Raw genomic sequence first — 20,911 nt, forward strand, 5'->3', positions numbered from 1 at the left:
CCGGCGCAATTCGAAATGTCAGCGTCGGGCGGGGAAGCGCCGGTCTGCCCGGATCGCGGCGCCGGCGCCTGTTCGGCGCCCGCGGTGACGCGTGCGGGGGCGATCCGGCGCCCTGGCCTGGCCTGCCGCCACCGGGCGTGATTCCCGCGCGCGGTCTTTCGGCTACAATCCCGCCACATGGCTTGCAGCCCGGCAAAATGGAGACATTCGGCCGATCGGACCGAGGGTTAGACGGAACCCGGCGTGTCGGCGCGTATTGGGGTGGGGCCGCTGCCCTGGCCGATCGGGCCGCGGCGGCGCACAGCAGTTCGGAGATCAAGGCATGGCGTTCGAGACCAGGGGCGTACCCCACGACCAGACGCTGTTCCTGTGCATTCAGCAGTCACGCGCCGTGGTGCTGCGCTGCGCCGTCTGTTCGGCCGAGCACGTGCTGGCCCCCGATCGCCTGCTGGCCGCCTTCGGCGACGACCTGGACGCAACGCTGGAGGATCTCGCCGCCGCGGCCGAATGCGGCCACTGCCATTCGCTGAACGGCGTGGTCAGCCTGCAGGCCTGAGGCCGGCGCGCCTTCGCGAGGACGACGTCGGGCGGGCGAAGGCCGGGTCCGGCCCTCCCCGCCCCGGTCCGTCAGGCCGTCACCTGCAGCCGGCGGGCGTCGCGTTCGATCACCGACTCCGCCTGGGTCATGATGTTGCGGACGATGTCCTTGCACGTCGGGATGTCGTGGATCAGGCCCTGGCTCTGACCCACGGTCCAGATGCCGCCGTCGGTGTCGCCCTGGCCCATGACATTGGTCCGCCCGCGCACGCCCGCCACCAGGTGGCGAACGTCGTCGATGGTCTTGGTGGGATCCTGCTGGATCGCGACCACTTCTTCCGACACCGCATTGCGCGCCACGCGGCTGGTGTTGCGCAGGGTGCGGTTGGTGAGCAGCGTGTCGCGCTCGGTGTTCTCGACGATCTTCTTCTTCACGTTCTCATGGATGGCGCATTCCTGCGACGCCATGAACCGGGTGCCCATGTTGACGCCCTCGGCGCCCAGCGCCAGGGCCGCCGCCAGGCTGCGGCCGTCGGCCATGCCGCCGGAGGCGATCACCGGCACGTTGCCGATGGCGTCCACGGTGGCGGGCAGCAGCACGATCAGGCCGATGTCGTCCTCGCCCGGGTGACCGGCGCATTCGAAGCCGTCGATCGAGATCACGTCCACGCCGTGCTTCACCGCCGAGACCGAGTGGCGGACCGAGGTGCATTTGTGGATCACCTTGACCCCTGCCGCCTTGAAGGCCGGCAGGTGGTCCACCGGCGCGCGGCCGGCGGTCTCGACGATCTTGATGCCGCTCTCGATGATCGCCTGCCGGTACTCGTCGTAGGGGATCGGGTTCAGCGACGGCAGCAGGGTCAGGTTCACGCCGAACGGCTTGTCCGTCAGGTCGCGGCAGCGCTGGATTTCCTTGTGCAGCTCTTCGGCCGACTGCGAGTGGTGGGCGGTGATGAAGCCCAGCGCGCCGGCGTTGGCCACGGCGGCCACCAGCGGCGCATAGCCCACGCCGGTCATGCCCCCCATGACGATAGGGGTCTCCACACCGAACATCTCGGTGATGCGGGTCTTGATCATGTTTCCTGTCCCTGTCTCGCCTCGTTGCGGCGGATGCGGTCTTTTCGCCCTTCTGACGCAAGGTTCCGCAAGAGGCTTCCGTACGCAATCCGCCAGTTTTTGCGGCGGCGCGGCGCCGGCGGGACGAATCCCGCGGCAATCGCCTGTCCTGCAACGCCTTGCGCCCCGGCGCGCTGTAGGCGAGGAGCATGGCCCCCGAGAGGAGAATCCCGATGGACGACAATGGCGACGCCCGCCCGATGACCACGGACGACCTGCCGAGCCACGCCGATCACGGCCTGGTCACCTCCAGCCGGGTGATCGACGCGCCGGTGTTCGACAAGACGGGCCAGCGCATCGGCCGGATCGACGACCTCTCGATCGACAAGAAGACCGGCCAGGTCCGCTATGTGATGGTGGCCTTCGGCGGCTTCCTGGGCATCGGCGAGCGCCTGCATCCGACGCCGTGGGGCGTGCTCGACTACGACACCGCCCTGGATGGCTATGTCACGCCGCTGGACAAGGCCGCGCTGAACGCCGCCCCCCACTACACCCACGACGAACTGGCCGCCTTCGGGGCCGGCGACTCCAGCTATCGTGACCGGCTGTTCGCCTACTACGGACCCTACGGCGCCGCGCCCTTCTGACCGTGCACGGGTCGGGCCGCGCGTCTGCGGGGCTTCGGACAATCGTTTTGCCCGTCTCGCGCGTTAGCCTCTCGTCCAGGTGGCGAGAGGAGGGCGAAGTTGTCCAGCGAGAGGGTCGACCGCCGGCGGTTTCTGGTCGGCGGCGCACTGGCCGGGGCCGCGGCCGGCGCGGTGGTCGAGGCGCATGGCGCGGCGATCCACGACGGCGAGCTCGGCGCCCCGCCGCAGACCATCGCCGGCGAGGTCCCCTGGCAGGAAGGCGCCGCCGACGTCCCCCCAGGCGCCGAGGGAACCGACTTCCGGTTCTTCACCGGGCCTGAGCGCGCCTTCATCGAGGCGGCGGTCGACCGGCTGATCCCGAAGAGCCCGGAAGGTCCAAGCGGGACCGAGGCCAACGTGCCGTTCTTCCTGGACCGCCAGCTGGCCGGCCCCTTCGGTCGCGGCGACCATTTCTTTCTCGGCGGGCCGTGGAAGGCCGGGACCCCGGAACAGGGCTATCAGCTGCGCTTCGCCCCCGCGCAGCTGTATCGCGCCGCGATCGCCGCGGTGGACCGCTACGTCGGCGGCCAGTTCAGCGGCGCCGTGTTCGCCAGGCTCGCCGATCCCGACCAGGACAAGGTGCTCAAGGGGCTGGAGGCCGGGACCATCCAGCTCGACGGCGGCGTGCCGGCCAAGGCCTTCTTCGCCATGCTGCTGCAGAACACCAAGGAGGGCTATTTCTCTGACCCGATCTACGGCGGCAACAAGGACATGGGCGGCTGGAAGATGATCGGCTTCCCGGGGGCCCACTACGACTACTCCAACTGGATCTCCCGGCACGGCGAGCGGGTCCCCTACCCGCCCGTCGGCTTCAAGGGCCGTCCCGGCTGGCGGGAGTCCTGAGCATGGTCACCACCCTCAAGCCCGTGGACGCGGTGATGGTCGGCTTCGGCTGGACCGGCGCGATCATGAGCCAGCAGCTGGCCGACGCCGGCCTGTCGGTGCTGGCGCTGGAGCGCGGCCCCTGGCGCGACACGGCCACCGACTTCGCCACCGGCTTCGCCCAGGACGAGCTGCGCTACATGTGGCGCCACCACCTGTTCCAGAACCTGTCGGACGACACCCTGACGATCCGCAACAATGTCGGCCAGGAAGCGCTGCCGATGCGCCGGCTGGGCTCGTTCCTGCTGGGCACCGGGGTCGGCTCCGGCGGCGTGCACTGGAACGGCCAGATCTGGCGCTTCCTGCCCTCCGACTTCCAGGCCAGGACCCACAACCAGCAGCGCTACGGCGCCAAGTCGGTCACCGACTACGACCTGACGGTGCAGGACTGGGGCGTCACCTATGACGAGCTGGAGCCGCACTACGACGCCTTCGACAAGCTGTGCGGGACCAGCGGCAAGGCCGGCAACCTGAAGGGCCAGGTCCAGGCGGGCGGCAACCCGTTCGAGGGCGCGCGCTCGGCCGAATATCCCACCCCGCCGATGGCGCAGGGCTATGGCCCGACCCTGTTCGGCCAGGCGGCCGCGTCGCTGGGACGCCATCCCTTCCCGCATCCCACCGGCAACCTGTCGCAGGCCTACACCAACCCGCTGGGCTGCCAGCTGGGCAAGTGCACCTATTGCGGCTTCTGCGAGAAGTTCGGCTGCGGCAACTATTCCAAGGCCAGCCCGCAGACCACGGTGCTGCCCTACCTGATGCGCAAGTCGAACTTCGAGCTGCGCACCGAGTGCGAGGTGCTGAAGGTCGAGCTGACCGCCGACCGCAAGCGCGCCACGGGGGTCACCTACGTCAATTCCGCCGGCGAGACCTTCTTCCAGCCGGCCGAGATGGTGTTCCTGGGGGCCTACATCCTGCAGAACGTGCGGCTGCTGCTGCTGTCGGGGATCGGCCAGCCGTACGACCCCGCCACCGGCGAGGGCGTCGTCGGCAAGAACTACGCCTACCAGACCATGTCGTCGGTCAACGTGTTCTTCGACGACAAGATCCTGAACCCGTTCATCGGCGCCGGGGCGCACGCCACCGTCGTCGACGACTTCAACGGCGACAACTTCGACCACGGCGGCCTGGGCTTCATCGGCGGGGCCTATATCGCCGGCATGGTCACCGGCGGGCGGCCGATCGAGATGATCTACACGCCTAAGGGGACGCCCGCGTGGGGCCTCGCCTGGAAGCAGGCCGCCGCCCGCGACTACCTGCGCTCGTTCAGCCTGTCGATCCACGGCTCGTGCATGAGCCACCGCGGCAACTACCTGGATCTGGACCCAACCTATCGCGACATCCACGGCCGGCCGATGCTGCGCATGACGTTCGACTTCACCGACAACGAGCTGAAGATGTCGAACTATCTGACGGATCGGGCTGTGGAAATCGCCAAGGCGATGGGTCCGCGCGAGTACAAGGACAACCGTCGCACCGGCTCGTGGAGCGTGGTTCCGTACCAGACCACGCACAATACCGGCGGGGCGATCATGGGCGACAACCCCAGGGACAGCGTGGTCAACAAGTACCTGCAGGTCTGGGACGTGCCGAACGTGTTCTCCATGGGCGCCGGGGCGTTCCCGCAGAACGCCGGCTACAACCCCACCGGCACGGTGGCGGCGCTGACCTATCATGCGGCCCAGGCGATCATCGCCCAGTACCTCAAGGCGCCTGGCGCCCTGGTGGCGGCATGAGCGGCCGGCGCCGGGTGGCGCTCGCCGCCGGCGCGCTGGGGCTGACCCTGGCGGCGCTGGGCGGCTTCGCCGGCGCGCAGATGGCCCTGCCGCACCACCCGCTCGGCGGGCCGACGCCGGCGGAGATGCTGACCCAGCCGATCCCGGACTCGGCCCCCAACGCCGCGCAGCTAAGGCAGGGCCAGTACCTGGTGCGCGCGGGCGACTGCGTGTCGTGCCACATGCGGCCGGGCGGGGCGCCGCTGGCCGGGGGGCTGGGCCTTAAGACCCCGTTCGGGGTGATCTTCTCCTCCAACATCACCCCGGACGCCGAGACCGGCATCGGGCGCTGGACCCCGGACCAGTTCTACGCCGCCATGCACGACGGCCACGGCGCGCGCGGCGAGAACCTGTATCCGGCCTTCCCCTATCCGTGGTTCCGACGCATGAGCCGCGCGGACGACGACGCGGTGCTGGCCTATCTGAAGAGCACGCCGCCGGTGCGCTATTCCCCGCCCGGCAACCGCCTGCCCTTCCCGCTGAACCTGCGGTTCATGGTCAAGGGCTGGAACCTGCTGTTCCTCAAGAGCCACGACTTCCAGCCCGACCCCGGACAGTCGGCCGAGTGGAACCGGGGCGCCTATCTGGTGAACGGGCCCGGCCACTGCGGCGGCTGCCATACGCCCAAGAACCTGTTGGGCGCCGACAAGGGGGGCCAGGACTTCCGCGGCGGGGTGCTCGACAACTGGACCGCCCCGGACCTCACCGCCAATCCGCGGACCGGCCTGGGCGCCTGGAGCGTCGACGACGTGGCCCACTTCCTGAAGACCGGGCGCAACGCCCATGCCAACGCCGGCGGCGCCATGGCCGACGTGGTCAGCTGGTCGACCTCGCTGATGGACGACGCCGACCTGCGCGCCATCGCCGTCTATCTGAAGAGCCGGCCCGCAGCCCCCGAAGGCGCCGCCGGCCAGGCCGACCCCGCCGCCCTGAAGCGTGGCGCGCAGATCTATTCCGACGCCTGCGCCAGCTGCCACCTGGAGAACGGCGTCGGCCAGCCCGGATACATCCCGCCCCTGGGCCGCAACGCCGTCGTCCAGCAGGGCGACGCCACCGGCCTGACGCACCTGATCCTGGCCGGCAGCCGCACGGCGCCCACGCCGACCTACCCCTCGCCGCTGACCATGCCGGCGTTCGCCTGGAAGCTGTCGGACCGCGAGATCGCCGACGTCGCCACCTATGTGCGCCAGAGCTGGGGCAATGGCGCCGCGCCCGTGCCGGCCGGGAAGGTCGGCAAGCTGCGCCGCGCCCTGGGGCTGGACAAGCCGCAGCTGACCGAGAACTCCGGCGACCAGAACCGGGATGGAGGCGGACGATGATGACGGCCCGACAGGGACCTTGGGCCGCCGCCGCGGCCGGGGTGATCGCGGCGACGATGGCGGCGAGCGTCGCGCTGGCCGCCGCCCCGGCCGACCCGGTGCACAAGACCACGCTGCAGACCCTGGCGTTCCCCGCCGCGCCGCTGCACTCGGTGACCGTGCGCACGGTGATCGACCCCGGCGGGATGGTGAAGCCGCACACCCATCCGGGCGCCGAGATGGCCTATGTGGTCTCCGGCCGCGGCGAGGTCGCCATCACCGGCCGCGCGCCCCAGCCGCTGGCCGCCGGCTCCAGCTTCGCCGTGCCGCCGGACACCGTGCACAGCGTGCGCAACCTGGGCCGCGCACCGCTGGTGCTGGTCTCCACCTACGTGGTCGACCAGACCCGGCCGATCGCCTCCCCGGCGCCCTGAGCGTGACGGCGGGCCTCAGGCCTCCAGCTCGATGTCCCAGTAGAGGTAGTCCAGCCAGCTTTCGTGCAGGTGGTTGGGCGGGAAGCGGCGGCCGTGTTCCTGCAGCTCGTACATGCTGGGCCGGCGGGGGGCGCGGTGCGGGTGCATGGCCGCCTCGCGCGGCGTGCGGCCGCCCTTGGTCAGGTTGCAGCGTGCGCAGGCCGTGACGATGTTCTCCCACGTGGTGCGCCCGCCGCGCGAGCGCGGGGTCACGTGGTCGAAGGTGAGCTCCTCCATCGACCCGCAGTACTGGCAGGTGAAGGCGTCGCGCAGGAACAGGTTGAACCGGGTGAACGCCGGCGGCCGGTCCTGGGCGACGTAGTGCTTGAGCGAGACCACGCTGGGCAGGGCCATCTCGAAGCTGGGGGAATGGATGCGCTTGTCGTAGGTCGAGACCACGTCCACCCGGTCGAGGAAGACGGCCTTGATCGTCTCCTGCCAGGGCCACAGCGACAGCGGGTAGTAGGACAGCGGCCGGAAGTCGGCGTTCAGCACCAGGGCGGGCCAGCCGGACGGCGGACGATTAAGCACCTGCATGGTCGCCTCCGTCGCTCTGGGCCCCTGCGGTGAGGGCCCCTGCGGTGAGGGTCAGCGGGCTAGCGGGGGGTGTCTGAGCGTCGAAACTGAAGACCAGCCTCCTTCAGAGCCTTGCGCCCGAAGGTCCCCGGCCAGAATCGGCGGGGATCCAGACGCAGGCTGAAGATAGGAGGTTTTGCACGACATCTCCATGACGCGGAGCGCGCAAATCACCCGGGTTATCGACGCCGTAACGGCTTTGCCTTACGGGGGTGGCGAGAAAGACACGGTTCGGTTGAGGTTTCCCATGACGGCCCCCGCCCTCTCCGCCCAGGTCCAGCGCCTGACCGCCGCCGGGACGATCACGCCCGCGGACGTGGTCGGCCTGCGCCAGGCGATCTATCCGGACATGACGGTGGGGCCGGACGAGGCGGAGGCGCTGGTCGACCTCGACCGCGCGCTCGCCACCCGCTGCCGCGAATGGAACGACCTGTTCATCGAGGCGCTGACCGACTTCGTGGTGCGTCAGCAGGCGCCGGTCGACTACATCGACGAGGCCAAGGCGGACTGGCTGATGAGCCGTCTGGCCGGCAATGGCCGGCTGAACAGCGACAGCGCCCTGGAGGCGGTGGTGCACATCCTGGAGGCGGCGACCTCGGCCCCGCCGCGACTGGCCCAGTTCGCCATGGCCCAGGTCAAGGCCGCCGTGCTGGATGGCGACGGCCCGCTGCTGCAGGGCAAGCTGGAGAAGGGACGGGTGTGCGCGGCCGAGGCGGCGCTGCTGCAGCGCCTGCTGTACGCGGCCGGGGGCGACGGCAACGTGGCGATCACGCGGGCCGAGGCGGAGCTGCTGTTCGACATCAACGACGCCTGCCGCGGCGCCGACAACGACGCCGCCTGGACGGGCCTGTTCGCCAAGGCGCTGGCCGCCTCGGTGATGACGGTGTCGGGTTTCACCCCGGTGGCGCGCGACGACGAGGCGCGGCGCGAGGCGTGGCTGGCGCACACCGACCCCTATGGCTATTGCGGCATCGGCGGCTTCTTCAACCGCATGTTCGTCCCCCGTCCGGCGGACGCCGGCAGCCTGTGGGGCGATGGCCTGGACAGCTGGCGCGCACACAACGCCGAGGTCGAGCGGGCGCAGTCGGCGGCCGAGAGCGTCACCGACGAGGAAGCCAACTGGCTGATGTACCGGATCGGCCGGGACGGCGTTCTGGACGAGGCCGAGCGGGCGCTGGTGGCGTTCCTGAAGGCGGAGTCGCCGGACATCCATCCGGTGCTCCGGCCGCTGCTCGACCAGGTCTGAGCGGGCGGCTCAGTCGCCGTCGTAGACCCCGCCCTTGCCGCGGCAGCGCGCCGCCCAGGCGGCGTCGCTCTCCGGCGCCCCGCGGTTGATGAAGCCGACGTTCAGGCCGCCGTCGCCCGAGCCGGCCGGTTCGGCGTGGCCGTCGGCGTAGATGTACAGCTGCGGGCGGACGCACAGCCAGACGATGCGCACCGGTTCCTGCCGGCACGGGTTCTCGATCTCGGTGTAGTCGCAGGGGGCCGCCGCCGCGCGATGCGCCGCGCCGCCGGCCGTCGGCAGGGGCGGCAGGTCCTGGCCGCGGGCGAACTGCAGCCCGCCCGCCCAGCAGACCGCGCGATTGACCTTGCCGGCCGGCGCGTCCGGCAGCGCCACGTCCGCGCGCCAGACCCGGCCCCAGCGGGGGCTGTCGCTGGTCTGCGCCCGCTCCACATGGCCGCCCGCGCGCTGCACCTGGCCGACCAGGCGGGCGATGCAGTCGGGCGAGGGGCTGGGCCCACCGCGGTCGGCCGCCTCGCCCTGCGGCGACAGCGGCGGCGCGTCGGCCACCGGCGCCGCGCCCATCACGAGCACGGCGAGGAACGGAAGTGCGGCGGTCTTGCCCGGACTCATCACGGAACCTCAGACGGAGGCGGACCGTCACTGTCGGACGAAGCGAGGCGATGGAAAAGGGGAAGCGTTGCGAAGGCCGCGGGCATTCTGCCCTGCACGGGGCGGATCTCGGCGGCGGCGCTATCGTGAAAGCCCGGCGCGGTTGCGGGCGTTACAAGGTCTTGCTAGCGGATCGTAACTGTGTCGGATGCGTTTGAGGGGAGCCGATCGACTCCCCTCAAACCTTCGACACCCGGTCGGTCATCGTGGGCGCGGCTTAGACGCCGACGATGGCGGTGGCGCCACCGACCGCCAGGCCGATGAAGACCAGCAGCACGGCCGCGGTGCGGTCGAAGAGACGTTCAAACGCGGAGAAATTTGCGAGAGACATAACCATATTCCTTGTTTCGATCTGGCCTTCCGGGGGAGCGGAAGGCCTCCCTTGAAACCCCTGGGGGAGCAGGGGTTGTCCGATCTGGACGGTGCTTAGATAGCATCGATCTGAACGGTGTCAACATAAATCTTTACAGCGATCAGATTCAGAATTACGGTGCCGGTAATGAGAGAAACTGCAAGCCTGGCCGCAAAGCCCTACCACCATGGCGACCTGTCACGGGCGCTGGTCATGGCGGCGCGTCGGATCCTCGAAACCGAAGGCCCGGCGGCGCTTTCCCTCCGGGCGGTGGCGCGTGAGGCCGGGGTCAGCCCCGCCGCCCCCTACCACCACTTCAAGGACAAGAACGAACTCCTGGAGGCCGTGGCCCACGAAGGCTGGATGCAGCTGGGGGCCGAGGTGGCCCGCGCCCGCGCCGAGGCCGACAGCGAGCGCTCGGCCCTGACCAACATCGGCGTGGCCTACGTGATCTTCGCCCGCCAGAACCCGGCGCTGTACCGCGTGATGTACGACGGCATGCGCGACCGCACGGAAATGCCGGAGCACGCCAAGGACGCCGAGAGCGGCTGGACCCAGGTGGAATGCGCCATCATCGCCGCCGGCGGCGATCCCAACCCGGCGGAGCTGCAGCTGGCCACCATCGCCGCCTGGTGCGCGGCGCACGGCCTGGCGGAGATGTCCACCTTCCGCGAATTCGACGGCCTGAAGGAAAGCCTGGGCGGCGAGGAAGCGTTCATCCGCGCGATCCTCGACCACATCGGCGTCTTCATCCGGCCCGGGCGACACACGTCCGACCACTGAGCGGCGGGCCCGCTGAGCCAGTTCACCACCCGCTTCGCCCCCTCCCCCACGGGCCTGCTGCACCGCGGGCACGCCTTCTCGGCGTTGACCGCGCACGAAGCCGCCCGCGCGGCCGGGGGACGGTTCCTGCTGCGCATCGAGGACATCGACGCGACCCGCTGCCGGCCGCAGTTCGAGGCGGCGATCCTGGAGGACCTGGCCTGGCTGGAGCTGACCTGGGAGACGCCGGTGCGCCGCCAGTCCGAGCATCTGGCCGACTACCACGACGCCCTGGATCGGCTGCGCGCGCGTGGCCTGACCTACCGCTGCTTCAAGACCCGCAAGGAGATCCTCGACGACATCGGCCGCGCCCCGCACGACCCGGCGGAGGCCTATGTCGGCGCGCCGCTGTCCGCCGCGGAGGAAGCGCAGCTGTTGGCCGAGGGCCGGCCCTATGCCTGGCGGCTATCGTTGGCGGCGGCGCGCGTGGCGCTGGGCGGGTTCGAGGGGCTGGACTTCGTCGAGGACGGCCGTGGCCGCATCCAGGCCCGGCCCGAGACGGCCGGCGACGTGGTGCTGGCGCGCAAGGACGTGGGCGTGGCCTACCACCTGGCGGTCGTGGTGGACGACGCCCTGCAGCAGGTGACCCACGTGATCCGGGGGGAGGATCTGGCCGAGGCGACCCACATCCAGCGGCTGCTGCAGGCGCTGCTGGACCTGCCGACGCCGGTCTACCGCCACCACCCGCTGCTGCGGGGTCCTCACGGCAGGCGCTACGCCAAGCGCGACCAGGCCGAGACCTTGCGCGACCTGCGCTGGCGCGGCGTCACGCCCGAGGCGCTGCGCGCCGAACTCGGCGTCTGACAGGGCCCCGGATCAAGCCTCGATCAGGCCGGCGTCCAGTAGCAATAGCGGTAGGCCTCGGCGAACCCGGCGCGGGCATAGAGGGCGAGCGCCGGATCGTTGCCGGCCTCCACCTGCAGGTAGCCGTGGCGGGCGCCCTGCGCCGCCGCATGCGCCAGCAAGGCCTGGAACACCCGCCAGGCGAGGCCGAGACGGCGGTGCGCCGGATCGGTGCGCATGGCGAAGATTCCCGCCCAGGGCCCCTCGACGGCGACCGCGCCGATGGCGACCGGGGCGCCGTCGCGATCGAGCCGGGCGAGGCCCCGCGGATGCGGCATACGCTCCAGGGTCTGCAGGCGCTCCCGCGCGTCGGCGGGATCGCCGTTGCCGGCCGCGGCGAACACCGCCGCGAACGCCGGGTCCAGGTCGGCGACGATGCGCACCAGCGGATCGGCTTCGCCCAGCACCGGTCCGGTCATCACCACGGTGTCGGTGTAGGCGCGGTAGCCGCGTGCGGCGAGCCGGTCGGCCAGGTCGCGCGGGCGCGTGGCGTCCCCCGCCAGCTTGAACACCGGGCGGCCCTGGTCGCGGTACCAGGCCTCCACCGCGGCGATCGCCTGGTCCAGCGGCCGGTCCGGCTCACCCAAGGGCCAGCAGGCGTTCACCCGGCCCGAGAAGCCGTCAGTGGCGGTCAGCCGCCAGCCGCCGAGCGCGGCTTCCTGCGCGGGACGCCAGGCCCGGCCGGTGACCGGCTCCAGCTCTGCCGCGGACCCCGGCGTTGATGCCGGCGCCGCCCTGCCGTCCGCCGCGCTCACCCCTTGAGCAGGCCGTCGATCACCGCGCGGGCGTCCGCCCCGGACCAGTCGGCGCCGCCGGCCAGCCGGCCGCGCTCGACCCCGGCCTTGTCGTAGATGATGGTGGTGGGCATGTCGGTGACGATCGGCTTCATGGCGTAGGGCAGCTTGAACGTCGGCTCCGAATAGTAGGCCAGGGGCGCATTCTTGGCGATGAAGCGCTTGGCCGGGTCGATGTCCTCGCCCTTGTCGACGTCGATCGTCACCACCGCCACCGGCTGGCCGGCGTAGGCCGCCTGCAGCTTGGCGAGGCTGGGGATCTCGGTGACGCAGGGGGCGCACCACTTGGCCCAGATGTTCACCACCGTCACCTTGCCCTTGAACTCGGCCAGGGTGTGCGACTTGCCGTCGGCGTCGACAAAGGGCGTGTCCGGCGCGGGCGCCGGGTGGGACGTGGCCAGCAGCTTGGCCATCTGACCCTTGCCGAGCGCCGTTCCCGCCGCCTGGCCGGCGCTGTCGCCGGCCGGCGCCGGCGGCTTGGAACACCCGGCGATGCCGTATAGAAGCGCCGCGACGCCGAGCCAGGCAGCGGCGCGCCTTTGCCAATCACGGGAATACGCCGCGCCCGCGGCGCCAGGGACGTCTTGCATATGACAGGGGACTCCAAGACCAGCGGCCATTCTCTATGGGGCGGGCGCTTTTCCGCCAAGCCCGACGCGCTGATGCAGGCGATCAACGTGTCGATCGGCTTCGACAAGCGCCTGGCCGGCGAGGACATCGCCGGCTCGCGCGCCCACGCGGCGATGCTGGCCAAGGCCGGCATCCTGTCCGCCGCGGACGCGGCGGCGATCGCCGGGGGCCTGGACAAGATCGAGCACGAGATCGCCGCGGGCAGCTTCCCGTTCCGCGACGAGTTCGAGGACATCCACATGAACGTCGAGGCGCGCCTCGGCGAGATCATCGGCGCGGCGTCGGGCCGGCTGCACACCGCCCGCTCGCGCAATGACCAGGTGGCGCTGGACTTCCGCCTGTGGGTGCGCAGCGCCTGCGATCGCACCGTCGAGCAGCTGATCGCCCTGCAGCGGGCGCTGGTCGCCAAGGCGGCGGACAATGCCGACACCCTGATGCCGGGCTTCACCCACCTGCAGGCGGCCCAGCCGGTGACCTTCGGCCACCACCTGATGGCCTATGTCGAGATGTTCGGCCGTGACGCCGGCCGCTTCGCCGACGCCCGGGCGCGCATGAACGAGAGTCCGCTGGGCTCGGCCGCCCTGGCCGGGACCTCGTTCCCGATCGACCGGCACATGAGCGCCCAGGCGCTCGGCTTCGACGGGCCGATGGCCAACTCGCTGGACGGGGTCTCCGATCGCGACTTCGCGCTAGAGGCGCTGTCGGCGGCCAATCTGTGCGCCATCCACCTGTCGAGGCTGGCCGAAGAGATCGTGCTCTGGACCACCCCGCAGTTCAACTTCATCCGGCTGTCGGACGCCTTCACCACCGGCTCGTCGATCATGCCGCAGAAGAAGAACCCCGACGCCGCCGAGCTGATCCGCGCCAAGATCGGCCGGATCATGGGCGGGCTGACCAGCCTGACCCTGGTGATGAAGGGCCTGCCGCTGGCCTACGGCAAGGACATGCAGGAGGACAAGGTCCCCACCTTCGAGGCGTTCGACGCCCTGGAGCTGGCGCTGCTGGCGATGACCGGCATGATCGAGGATCTGCAGCCGAACAAGCCCGCCATGGCCGCCGCGGCCGGCGCCGGCTTCGCCACCGCCACCGACCTGGCGGACTGGCTGGTGCGCACCCTGAACATCCCGTTCCGCGAGGCGCATCACCTGACCGGCGCGGCGGTGAAGCGGGCGGAGGCCCTGGGCCTGGACCTGGCGGATCTGCCGATCGCAGAGCTGAAGGCGCTGGACGGGCGCATCACCGAGGATGTCTATGGGGTGCTGACCCCCGCCGCCTCGGCCGCCAGCCGCACCAGCTACGGCGGCACGGCGCCGGACCAGGTGCGCGCCCAGGTCGCCCGCTGGCAGGAGATCCTTCGATGACGCCCCGTTTCGCCGCGCAGCGCCTCGCCCTCACCCTGATCGCCCTGGCGGCGGCCGGCCTGACCCTGGCGGCCTGCGGCAAGGTCGGTGAGCTCGACCGGCCGGGTCCGATGTGGGGCGCCAAGGCCAAGGCCGACTGGGCGGCGCAGCAGAAGGCCGCCGCGGACGCCGAGGCGCGCAAGGACGCCCACGACCAGTCCCAGCGCGGCCACCCGGAGCCCCTGCCCTCGCCCGACAGCGCCCCGTCCGACGGGCCGAGCGCGCCGCAGCGGCCGCAATGAACCACTTCGAACTGAACGACGGCGAGCTGTGGTGCGAGGGCGTGCCGCTGGCGCGCATCGCCGCCGAGATCGGCACCCCGGTCTACGTCTATTCCAGCGCCACGCTGGAGCGGCACTATCAGGTGCTGCACGACGCCATCGCCTCGCGCCCGGACCTGGGCGAGCCGCTGATCGCCTTCGCCGTGAAGGCCAACTCCAACGTTTCGGTGCTGCGCACCCTGGGCCGGATGGGCGCAGGGGCCGACACCGTTTCCGAGGGCGAGATCCGCCGGGCGCTGGCCGCGGGCATCCCCGCCGACCGCATCGTCTTCTCCGGCGTCGGCAAGAGCGCGCGGGAGCTGGCCTTCGCCCTGGATGTGGGCGTGGCCGAGATCAACGTCGAGTCCGAGCCGGAGATCGCGCTGCTGTCGCAGATCGCCCGGCAGAAGGGCGTGCGCGCCGTGATGGCGATCCGGGTCAACCCGGACGTCGGCGCCGGGGGCCACGCCAAGATCGCCACCGGCAAGGCCGAGAACAAGTTCGGCGTCTCGATCGGCGAGGCCGAGCGGCTGTACGCCCAGGCGTCCAACAATGCCGGGCTCAAGCCCGTCGGCGTGGCCTGCCACATCGGCAGCCAGATCACCGACCTGGCGCCCATGGAAGCGGCCTTCGGCCTGATGCGGCGGCTGGTGGAACGCCTGCGCGGCGAGGGCCTCTCCGTCGAGCGGCTGGATCTGGGCGGCGGCCTGGGCGTCCCGTACTTCCACCAGCCGGCGCCGCCGTCGCCCGAAGACTATGCGGCGATGCTGTCGCGCAGCGTCGGTGGTCTCGGCGTCCAGCTCGCCTTCGAGCCGGGGCGGATGATCGCCGCCAACGCCGGCGTGCTGCTGGCGCAGGTGCTGCACGTCAACGCGCGCCCCGACGGGCGGCAGTTCCTGGTGCTGGACGCGGCGATGAACGACCTGATCCGGCCAGCTATGTACGACGCCTATCACGACATCCGGCCGGTGCGGCCGCGCGATGGTTCACCGATGAACTATGACGTGGTCGGGCCGGTCTGCGAGACGGGCGACACCTTCACCCGCGACCGCGCCCTGGCGCCGCTGGCGGCCGGCGACCTGGTCGCCTTCATGACGGCCGGAGCCTATGGGGCGGTGATGGCCAGCGAATACAACACCCGGCCGCTGGTCCCGGAGGTGCTGGTCCGCGGCGGGGACTATGCGGTGATCCGCCCCCGGCCGACCTATGAGGACATCCTGGCCAGGGAACCCATGGCGCCCTGGCTCTAGACTTCCAGGGAGCCCGTGAGCCCTTCCCGATCCATCGGAATCGGAAAGGGCTCCGGGAGGCCCGTGGCCGACGCTCGTCGAGAGCCGGTCAGAACGCTTACGCAACGGCGACGCCACCGGGTGGCGACGTCGCTTACTGAAATCGAAGCTTACTTGCTGGCGACGGTCGCCGCGGCGTCGTGGCCCTGGGCCACGGCCGACTGGGCCTGCAGCTGGGACTCGGCGCGGGCCACGGTGGCGGTCACGCAGGCGTTCTTCATGAAGTAGTTGTCGAACACGCCGGTGTATTCATCGTCGCAGACGCGACGGGCGGCCAGGCGGATGTCGTGATGGATGGCTTCGGCGGTCTTGCCGCTGGTCTTGACGACAACGCCCTCGGCGTTGGCGGCGCTGGCGAAGGCAAAGGCGGCGATGGCGGCGGCGGCGAGAATGCGGGTCATATCAGGCTCTCCAAGAAAAATGGCGCTTTGCCATTCCCCGGACGCGTTCCCCGAAACGCGCGGCGGCGTGCTCGCCGTCCGCTTACTTGATGATTGAAGGATGAACTGCCGACTCGCGGCGTTCAAGAGTTTTATTTTGAACGAGACGTCAAAGTTTAAGGCTATACTTTTGTCAACCCCTCACATTATCAACGATCACATTCGTCCGAGGCGCCGAAACCCGCGCAATTTTGCCGGAAGAGTCAAAAATCAACTCAAACGCGACGGCGCCTCAGCGGTGCGCGCTCAAGCCCTTGTATAGCCTCGACAATGCGCCTCAGTCCGCGGCGCCGACGAAGGGCAGGCCGCGCATCTTGCCGCCCACATCCATGCCATATCCGACCAGGAAGCGGGCCGGCGCGGTCCAGGCGACGAAATCCGGCTCAATGGCGCGCGGGGTGGGCCACGGCTTGCTGGCGAAGACCGCGGTGAGCACTTCTGCCGCACCGGCGTCGCGCACCAGGCGGGCCGCCTCGCTGAGCGACAGGCCGGTGTCGAACACGTCGTCCACCACCAGCGCCCGTCGCCCGGCCAGCGGACGCTGCAGGTCGGCGCGCACCTCGCAGCGGCCGCGGCTGGCGCGCTCGTCGCCGTACGAGGCCAGCCACAGGGCGTCGAACGCCACGTGCCGGCCCAGCCGGGCGAGGGCGCGCGTGAGGTCGGCGGCGAACCACAGCCCGCCCGTCAGCAGGCAGACCGCGACCGTGTCGTCGTCGACGCGCGGCGCGATCTTCTCGGCAAGCGCCGCGACGCAGGCGGCCACCCCGGCCTCGTCCAGCAGGACCTCGAGACCAGCGGGAACGTCGGCCATGGGGGGGCTCCGAACTCAGGGCTTGGCGGGAGCGGCGGGTTTAGCGGGGGCCGGCGCAGCCGTCGAGGCGCCCGCCGCTGCGGCGGGCGAAATCGGAACCACGGCGGCGCTGTCGCCGCCGGCCGCCGGCTCTTCCGGCGAGGCCGCCCCGCGCAGGGCGGGCGCCGGCGCGAGCGCGGGCGTCGCGGCGGACACGGGATGGGCGACCGGGCGCGCCGTCGGCGTGCGGCCGATGGCGTCCATGGCGAAGGTCACCTCCAGGTCGTGCGCCGTCAGCGGCGGATCGAGGATGGCGACGGTGAAGTACTTCTGCTCCCCGGGCGCGATGCGCGGATTGGCGGGATGCACGATCTGGCCCCCCACCCGCTTTCCCTGGGCGTTGAGCAGCACGATGCTGAGCGGCGGCGAGTCGATCGGATGATCCTCGACGTTGCGCACCGTCATCGACACCGACAGCGCCGCGTGGCCGTCCTGCAGCGCCGGCTCGGCGTGCACGCCTTCGATGGTCAGGCCCACCCGGTTCACCGGCATGCCGATGGCCTTGTAGGCCGCGGCGGTGGAGGGCACGGCGCGCACGATCGCCTCGCGGAACACCACCAGGCAGACCACGACGACGACCACCAGCAGGGCCACGCCCCCCCAGACCAGGCCGGCCAGCCTCGCCTGGCGCATCTTCTCCTGTTCGCTGGCGCGTTCGCGGAACACCTTGGGCAGGTCGTCGCCGGTCAGTTCCGACGGTTCCAGGTCGGCCGGCGACGGCTCCTTCGCCACCGCGCCCTCGGACTCGCTGCTGGTGAGCTCAAGCGGGGTGTCGGGCTGCGCCAGCCAGCGCGCGCCGCACGAGGCGCACCGGACCATCCGGCCGCCCGGCTTGATCTGGGCGTCGTCGACGAAATAGCCGGTGGCGCACTCAGGACAGGTCAGTATCATGCCGAAGAATCGGTTACCCGGGCCAGGATCACTTCGAGGTCGCCGATTTCGGGTCTTATGTCCAGAAACGCCGATCACTCAACGGCAGAAGACGCCGCCCAATCCGCAGAAAACGCGCCGGTCGTCGCCTTCGAGGGCGTGTCCATGCGCTATGGGCGCGAACCGGAAGTCCTGCGCGACGTAGGGTTTTCCCTGCCCCGCGGCTCGTTCCACTTCCTCACCGGGACCTCGGGGTCGGGCAAATCGACGCTGCTGAAGCTGATCTACCTGGCCGAGCACGCCTCGCGCGGTCGCATCGAGCTGTTCGGGCGCGACGTCGCCGAGGTGAAGGCCAAGGACCGGCCGTTCGTCCGGCGTCGGATCGGCGTGGTGTTCCAGGAGTTCCGCCTGCTGGACCACCTGTCGGCGTTCGACAACGCCGCCCTGGCGCTGCGCGTGCTGGGCCGCAAGCCGACCACCTATCGCCAGGACGTGGCCGAGCTGCTGTCGTGGGTCGGGCTGTCGCACCGCATGCACGCCATGCCGCAGGCGCTGTCGGGCGGCGAGAAGCAGCGTCTTGCCATCGCCCGGGCGGTGATCCACCGCCCCGACCTGCTGCTGGCCGACGAACCCACGGGCAATGTCGATCCGGCCATGAGCCTGAGGATCCTGCGGCTGTTCACCGAGCTGAACCGCATGGGCGCCACGGTGCTGATCGCCAGCCACGACGAGGAGCTGGTGGCGCGCTCGGGCAAGCCGGTGCTGCACCTGGAGAACGGTCGCCTGACCCGCTACGACGGCGTCTCGCGCGCGCCCTACCCGCCGCCGGGGGCGGCCCCCGAGGCAACGCAGGACTTCGCGGCCGGGAGCGAGGAGGCATGACCAGCGAAGCGCCCCTCGCCGCCACCCTGGACGTCAAGCGCTGGTGGCCCGCGCCCATGCTCCCCGAAAGCGACGGGCGTCAGCTCACCCTCCTGTTCGTTCTGGTCGTGCTGTGCTGCCTGGCCAGCCTGTCGGTGATCGGCGCCCTGGCGGCCAGCCGCGCGGCCGACGGCTGGCGCTCGCAGCTGGTGGGTTCGGCGACCGTGGTGGTTCGCGCCAGCGAGCGTGAAAGCGCCGACGCGGCCGCCGCACGGGCGACCGAGGCGCTGGCCGGGGTCAAGGGCGTCACCGAGGCGCGCGCCCTGGAGCGGGACAAGGCCGAGGCGCTGATCAAACCCTATCTCGGGCCCGATCCGCTGCCGGCGGACCTGCCGGTGCCGCGACTGGTGGCAGTCGAACTGGACCGCAAGGCGCCGGCCGATGCGGCGGCGCTGCAGGCGGCGCTGAAGACCGCCGGGGTGGACGCCACGGTGGATGACCATAGCCTGTGGACCCGGCAGATCACGGCTGCCGGCGCCGTGGCGCGCTGGGCGGCCAGCGGCCTCTTCGTGATGATCCTGGCCGCGGCCGCGGCGCTGATCGCCTTCGCCACACGCCAGGGGCTGGCCACCGGTCACGAGCTGGTCACGGTGCTGCACCTGGCCGGCGCCACCGACGCCTTCGTCGCCCGGCAGTTCCAGGCGCGCTTCGGCCGCATGGCCTTCTTCGCCGGCCTCTGGGGCGGCGTGCTGGCCGCCGCCGCGGCCGCCGCCCTGAAGCTCTCGTCGGGGGGACAGACCATCGCCGCCCTGCTGCCGGTGGCGTGGACCGATCTGCTGGCCCCGTTGCCCTGCCCGTTCATTGCCGCCCTGATCGCCGCCGTCACCGCGCGCCTGACCGCCCAGGGCGTGCTTGGACGCATGCCGTGAACCGGGACGCCTGCCATGCCGCCGCTCGCGTGAGGGGCCGGCCGTGAGAGGGCTGGCGGGGATCCTGGTGGCCCTGGCCATCTGGGCGGCCGGTCTGCTGGCCTTCGCCGACCGGGTCGCGCGGCTGACTCCCGCGGAGGAGCCCGCCGCGGCCGACGGCATCGTCGCCCTGACCGGCGCCTCGGACAAACGTCTGGAAGCGGCCACCCGCCTGCTGGAGGCGGGCAAGGGCCAGCGCCTGCTGGTGAGCGGCGTCAACCGCAAGACCACGCGCAAGGACATGCTGGGCGTCACCGGCGCGGCCAAGCCGGTATTCGATTGCTGCGTGGATCTGGGCTTCGCCGCCGCCGACACCATCGGCAACGGCAGCGAGACGGCCGAATGGACCCGGGCCATGGGCTACAAGCGGCTGATCCTGGTCACCGCCGACTTCCACATGCCGCGGGCGCTGCTGGAGCTGAAGTCGTCGATGCCGGAGGTGGAAATCGTCCCCTATCCGGTGGCCACGCCCGCCTACGACGCCCACCACTGGGCGTCTTCGACCGACGGCGCCAGGCGGATCACCCTCGAATATGTGAAGTACCTGGCGGTGCTGGTGCGCGAGGCGATCTTGAGCGCCGGCGCGAAAGCCCATACCCCAGTCGCTCAGACCGCGGCGCGATAGGGCGGCGTTGCTGGGGGAAGCTGCTTGATCCTGCTCCGTTCGATCCTGTGGATGATCGTCTTCTACGCCTGGTCGGTGGTGATCGGCCTGCTGATGATCCCCCTGCTGCTGGCCCCTCGGCGCTGGATGATCTGGGCGATGTCGTTCTGGGCCCGGGGCGTCAACGCGATGATCCGGCCGATCTGCGGCATCAGCGTGGAGTTCCGCGGCCTGCAGCACCTGCCCAAGGGCCGCGTGCTGGTCGCGGCCAAGCACCAGTGCATGTACGACACCATGGGGCCCTTCGCCGTCTTCGACGACTTCAGCTACGTGATGAAGAAGGAGCTGATGGCGATCCCGTTCTACGGCTGGTACTCGCTGAAGGCGGGCATGATCGTGCTGGACCGCGACGGCCACGCCAAGGCGCTGCGCAAGCTGGTGGCGGACGCCAAGGACCGCATGAAGGAGGAGCGCCAGGTGGTGATCTTCCCCGAAGGCCATCGCCATGACCCCGGCGCGGCCCCGGACTACAAGCCGGGCGTGGCGGCGCTCTATCGCGAACTCGGCGTGCCCTGCGTGCCGATGGCCACCAACTCCGGCGTCCACTGGCCGGCGCACGGCATCCGCCGGATCCCCGGCAAGATCGTCTACGAGTTCCTCGAGCCGATCCCGGCCGGCCTGCCGCGCAAGGAGTTCATGCGCCTGCTGGAAGAGCGCACCGAGACGGCGTCGCGCGCGCTACTGACGGAATAGG

The 20,911-nt window shown here is 70.8% G+C and carries 24 protein-coding genes; 16 read left to right on the top strand and 8 right to left on the bottom strand.

The genetic code is table 11. From position 1 onward, the window contains the following. Nucleotides 1-322 precede the first annotated feature (322 nt). The gene (locus ACO2Q3_RS04295) at nucleotides 323-556 is read left to right on the top strand and encodes a hypothetical protein (RefSeq protein ID WP_423305299.1); all 234 of its coding nucleotides are present in this window, start codon (nucleotides 323-325) and stop codon (nucleotides 554-556) included. A gap of 71 nt (nucleotides 557-627) precedes the next feature. Here the strand turns inward: ACO2Q3_RS04295 and ACO2Q3_RS04300 are convergent, their stop codons facing one another. Then, the gene (locus ACO2Q3_RS04300; RefSeq protein WP_423305300.1) at nucleotides 628-1,614 is read right to left on the bottom strand and encodes an NAD(P)H-dependent flavin oxidoreductase; all 987 of its coding nucleotides are present in this window, start codon (nucleotides 1,612-1,614) and stop codon (nucleotides 628-630) included. Between the two features lie 212 nt (nucleotides 1,615-1,826). On the opposite strand from ACO2Q3_RS04300, the gene ACO2Q3_RS04305 reads away from it, so the two are divergent. From ACO2Q3_RS04305 to ACO2Q3_RS04325, 5 genes are all read left to right on the top strand, one after another. After that, nucleotides 1,827-2,240, top strand: coding sequence for a PRC-barrel domain-containing protein (locus ACO2Q3_RS04305; protein ID WP_423305301.1), 414 nt, complete (start codon nucleotides 1,827-1,829; stop codon nucleotides 2,238-2,240). Between the two features lie 99 nt (nucleotides 2,241-2,339). Beyond that, the gene (locus tag ACO2Q3_RS04310; protein WP_423305302.1) at nucleotides 2,340-3,122 is read left to right on the top strand and encodes a gluconate 2-dehydrogenase subunit 3 family protein; all 783 of its coding nucleotides are present in this window, start codon (nucleotides 2,340-2,342) and stop codon (nucleotides 3,120-3,122) included. Between the two features lie 2 nt (nucleotides 3,123-3,124). Further along, complete coding sequence (locus ACO2Q3_RS04315; protein WP_423305303.1) at nucleotides 3,125-4,894, top strand: GMC family oxidoreductase; 1,770 nt, start codon at nucleotides 3,125-3,127, stop codon at nucleotides 4,892-4,894. Further along, nucleotides 4,891-6,252 carry a c-type cytochrome gene (locus tag ACO2Q3_RS04320; RefSeq protein ID WP_423305304.1) on the top strand — a complete coding sequence of 454 codons (1,362 nt, stop codon included), beginning with the start codon at nucleotides 4,891-4,893 and terminating at the stop codon, nucleotides 6,250-6,252. Before ACO2Q3_RS04315 ends, ACO2Q3_RS04320 begins: the two co-directional genes overlap by 4 nt. After that, complete coding sequence (locus tag ACO2Q3_RS04325; RefSeq protein WP_423305305.1) at nucleotides 6,249-6,665, top strand: cupin domain-containing protein; 417 nt, start codon at nucleotides 6,249-6,251, stop codon at nucleotides 6,663-6,665. The genes ACO2Q3_RS04320 and ACO2Q3_RS04325 overlap by 4 nt, the downstream gene beginning before the upstream one ends. A 15-nt stretch (nucleotides 6,666-6,680) precedes the next feature. Here the strand turns inward: ACO2Q3_RS04325 and ACO2Q3_RS04330 are convergent, their stop codons facing one another. Continuing rightward, entirely contained in the window at nucleotides 6,681-7,241 is a 561-nt protein-coding gene (locus ACO2Q3_RS04330; protein ID WP_423305306.1) for an HNH endonuclease, read from the bottom strand. Nucleotides 7,242-7,527: 286 nt separating this feature from the next. Between ACO2Q3_RS04330 and ACO2Q3_RS04335 the strand changes: the two genes are divergently transcribed. Further along, nucleotides 7,528-8,526: a hypothetical protein gene (locus ACO2Q3_RS04335; RefSeq protein ID WP_423305307.1), complete on the top strand. Its 999-nt coding sequence runs from the start codon at nucleotides 7,528-7,530 to the stop codon at nucleotides 8,524-8,526. Between the two features lie 9 nt (nucleotides 8,527-8,535). Here the strand turns inward: ACO2Q3_RS04335 and ACO2Q3_RS04340 are convergent, their stop codons facing one another. After that, complete coding sequence (locus tag ACO2Q3_RS04340) at nucleotides 8,536-9,135, bottom strand: hypothetical protein (RefSeq protein ID WP_423305308.1); 600 nt, start codon at nucleotides 9,133-9,135, stop codon at nucleotides 8,536-8,538. Nucleotides 9,136-9,673: 538 nt separating this feature from the next. Between ACO2Q3_RS04340 and ACO2Q3_RS04345 the strand changes: the two genes are divergently transcribed. Next, nucleotides 9,674-10,309 (top strand): TetR/AcrR family transcriptional regulator, encoded by a 636-nt coding sequence (locus ACO2Q3_RS04345; RefSeq protein ID WP_423305309.1) that lies wholly within the window; start codon nucleotides 9,674-9,676, stop codon nucleotides 10,307-10,309. A gap of 12 nt (nucleotides 10,310-10,321) precedes the next feature. Further along, entirely contained in the window at nucleotides 10,322-11,152 is an 831-nt protein-coding gene (gluQRS, locus tag ACO2Q3_RS04350) for a tRNA glutamyl-Q(34) synthetase GluQRS (protein WP_423305651.1), read from the top strand. 23 nt (nucleotides 11,153-11,175) lie between these two features. On the opposite strand, the gene ACO2Q3_RS04355 is transcribed toward gluQRS, so the two are convergent. Beyond that, entirely contained in the window at nucleotides 11,176-11,946 is a 771-nt protein-coding gene (locus ACO2Q3_RS04355) for a GNAT family N-acetyltransferase (protein WP_423305310.1), read from the bottom strand. Further along, a complete protein-coding gene (locus ACO2Q3_RS04360) occupies nucleotides 11,943-12,575 on the bottom strand; it encodes a TlpA family protein disulfide reductase (protein WP_423305311.1) in 633 nt (210 codons plus the stop codon). Before ACO2Q3_RS04360 ends, ACO2Q3_RS04355 begins: the two co-directional genes overlap by 4 nt. On the opposite strand from ACO2Q3_RS04360, the gene argH reads away from it, so the two are divergent. The 3 genes from argH to lysA are packed head-to-tail and all read left to right on the top strand — an operon-like array spanning nucleotide 12,576 to nucleotide 15,525. Further along, nucleotides 12,576-13,976 (top strand): argininosuccinate lyase, encoded by a 1,401-nt coding sequence (argH, locus tag ACO2Q3_RS04365; protein ID WP_423305312.1) that lies wholly within the window; start codon nucleotides 12,576-12,578, stop codon nucleotides 13,974-13,976. Next, complete coding sequence (locus ACO2Q3_RS04370) at nucleotides 13,973-14,257, top strand: hypothetical protein (RefSeq protein ID WP_423305313.1); 285 nt, start codon at nucleotides 13,973-13,975, stop codon at nucleotides 14,255-14,257. Before argH ends, ACO2Q3_RS04370 begins: the two co-directional genes overlap by 4 nt. Next, the gene (gene lysA / locus ACO2Q3_RS04375; RefSeq protein ID WP_423305314.1) at nucleotides 14,254-15,525 is read left to right on the top strand and encodes a diaminopimelate decarboxylase; all 1,272 of its coding nucleotides are present in this window, start codon (nucleotides 14,254-14,256) and stop codon (nucleotides 15,523-15,525) included. Before ACO2Q3_RS04370 ends, lysA begins: the two co-directional genes overlap by 4 nt. 149 nt (nucleotides 15,526-15,674) lie before the next feature. Here lysA and ACO2Q3_RS04380 read toward each other — a convergent pair whose 3' ends face one another. The 3 genes from ACO2Q3_RS04380 to ACO2Q3_RS04390 all read right to left on the bottom strand — a co-directional run bounded on the left by ACO2Q3_RS04380 (nucleotide 15,675) and on the right by ACO2Q3_RS04390 (nucleotide 17,745). Further along, nucleotides 15,675-15,965: a hypothetical protein gene (locus tag ACO2Q3_RS04380; RefSeq protein WP_423305315.1), complete on the bottom strand. Its 291-nt coding sequence runs from the start codon at nucleotides 15,963-15,965 to the stop codon at nucleotides 15,675-15,677. Between the two features lie 316 nt (nucleotides 15,966-16,281). Further along, on the bottom strand, nucleotides 16,282-16,815 hold the full coding sequence (locus ACO2Q3_RS04385) for a phosphoribosyltransferase (protein WP_423305316.1): 534 nt from the start codon (nucleotides 16,813-16,815) through the stop codon (nucleotides 16,282-16,284). Between the two features lie 15 nt (nucleotides 16,816-16,830). After that, nucleotides 16,831-17,745, bottom strand: coding sequence for an MJ0042-type zinc finger domain-containing protein (locus ACO2Q3_RS04390; protein WP_423305317.1), 915 nt, complete (start codon nucleotides 17,743-17,745; stop codon nucleotides 16,831-16,833). 57 nt (nucleotides 17,746-17,802) lie between these two features. On the opposite strand from ACO2Q3_RS04390, the gene ftsE reads away from it, so the two are divergent. From ftsE to ACO2Q3_RS04410, 4 genes are read left to right on the top strand one after another with little or no spacing between them, the layout of a single operon-like run. Continuing rightward, nucleotides 17,803-18,606, top strand: a complete 804-nt coding sequence (gene ftsE / locus ACO2Q3_RS04395) for a cell division ATP-binding protein FtsE (protein WP_423305318.1) — start codon at nucleotides 17,803-17,805, stop codon at nucleotides 18,604-18,606. After that, complete coding sequence (locus ACO2Q3_RS04400; RefSeq protein WP_423305319.1) at nucleotides 18,603-19,514, top strand: ABC transporter permease; 912 nt, start codon at nucleotides 18,603-18,605, stop codon at nucleotides 19,512-19,514. Before ftsE ends, ACO2Q3_RS04400 begins: the two co-directional genes overlap by 4 nt. Nucleotides 19,515-19,557: 43 nt before the next feature. After that, the gene (locus ACO2Q3_RS04405) at nucleotides 19,558-20,178 is read left to right on the top strand and encodes a YdcF family protein (protein ID WP_423305320.1); all 621 of its coding nucleotides are present in this window, start codon (nucleotides 19,558-19,560) and stop codon (nucleotides 20,176-20,178) included. Between the two features lie 24 nt (nucleotides 20,179-20,202). Continuing rightward, nucleotides 20,203-20,910: a lysophospholipid acyltransferase family protein gene (locus ACO2Q3_RS04410; protein WP_423305321.1), complete on the top strand. Its 708-nt coding sequence runs from the start codon at nucleotides 20,203-20,205 to the stop codon at nucleotides 20,908-20,910. Nucleotide 20,911 lies beyond the last annotated feature (1 nt).

This window comes from Caulobacter sp. KR2-114 (assembly GCF_049446115.1).
GTDB lineage: Bacteria > Pseudomonadota > Alphaproteobacteria > Caulobacterales > Caulobacteraceae > Acaudatibacter.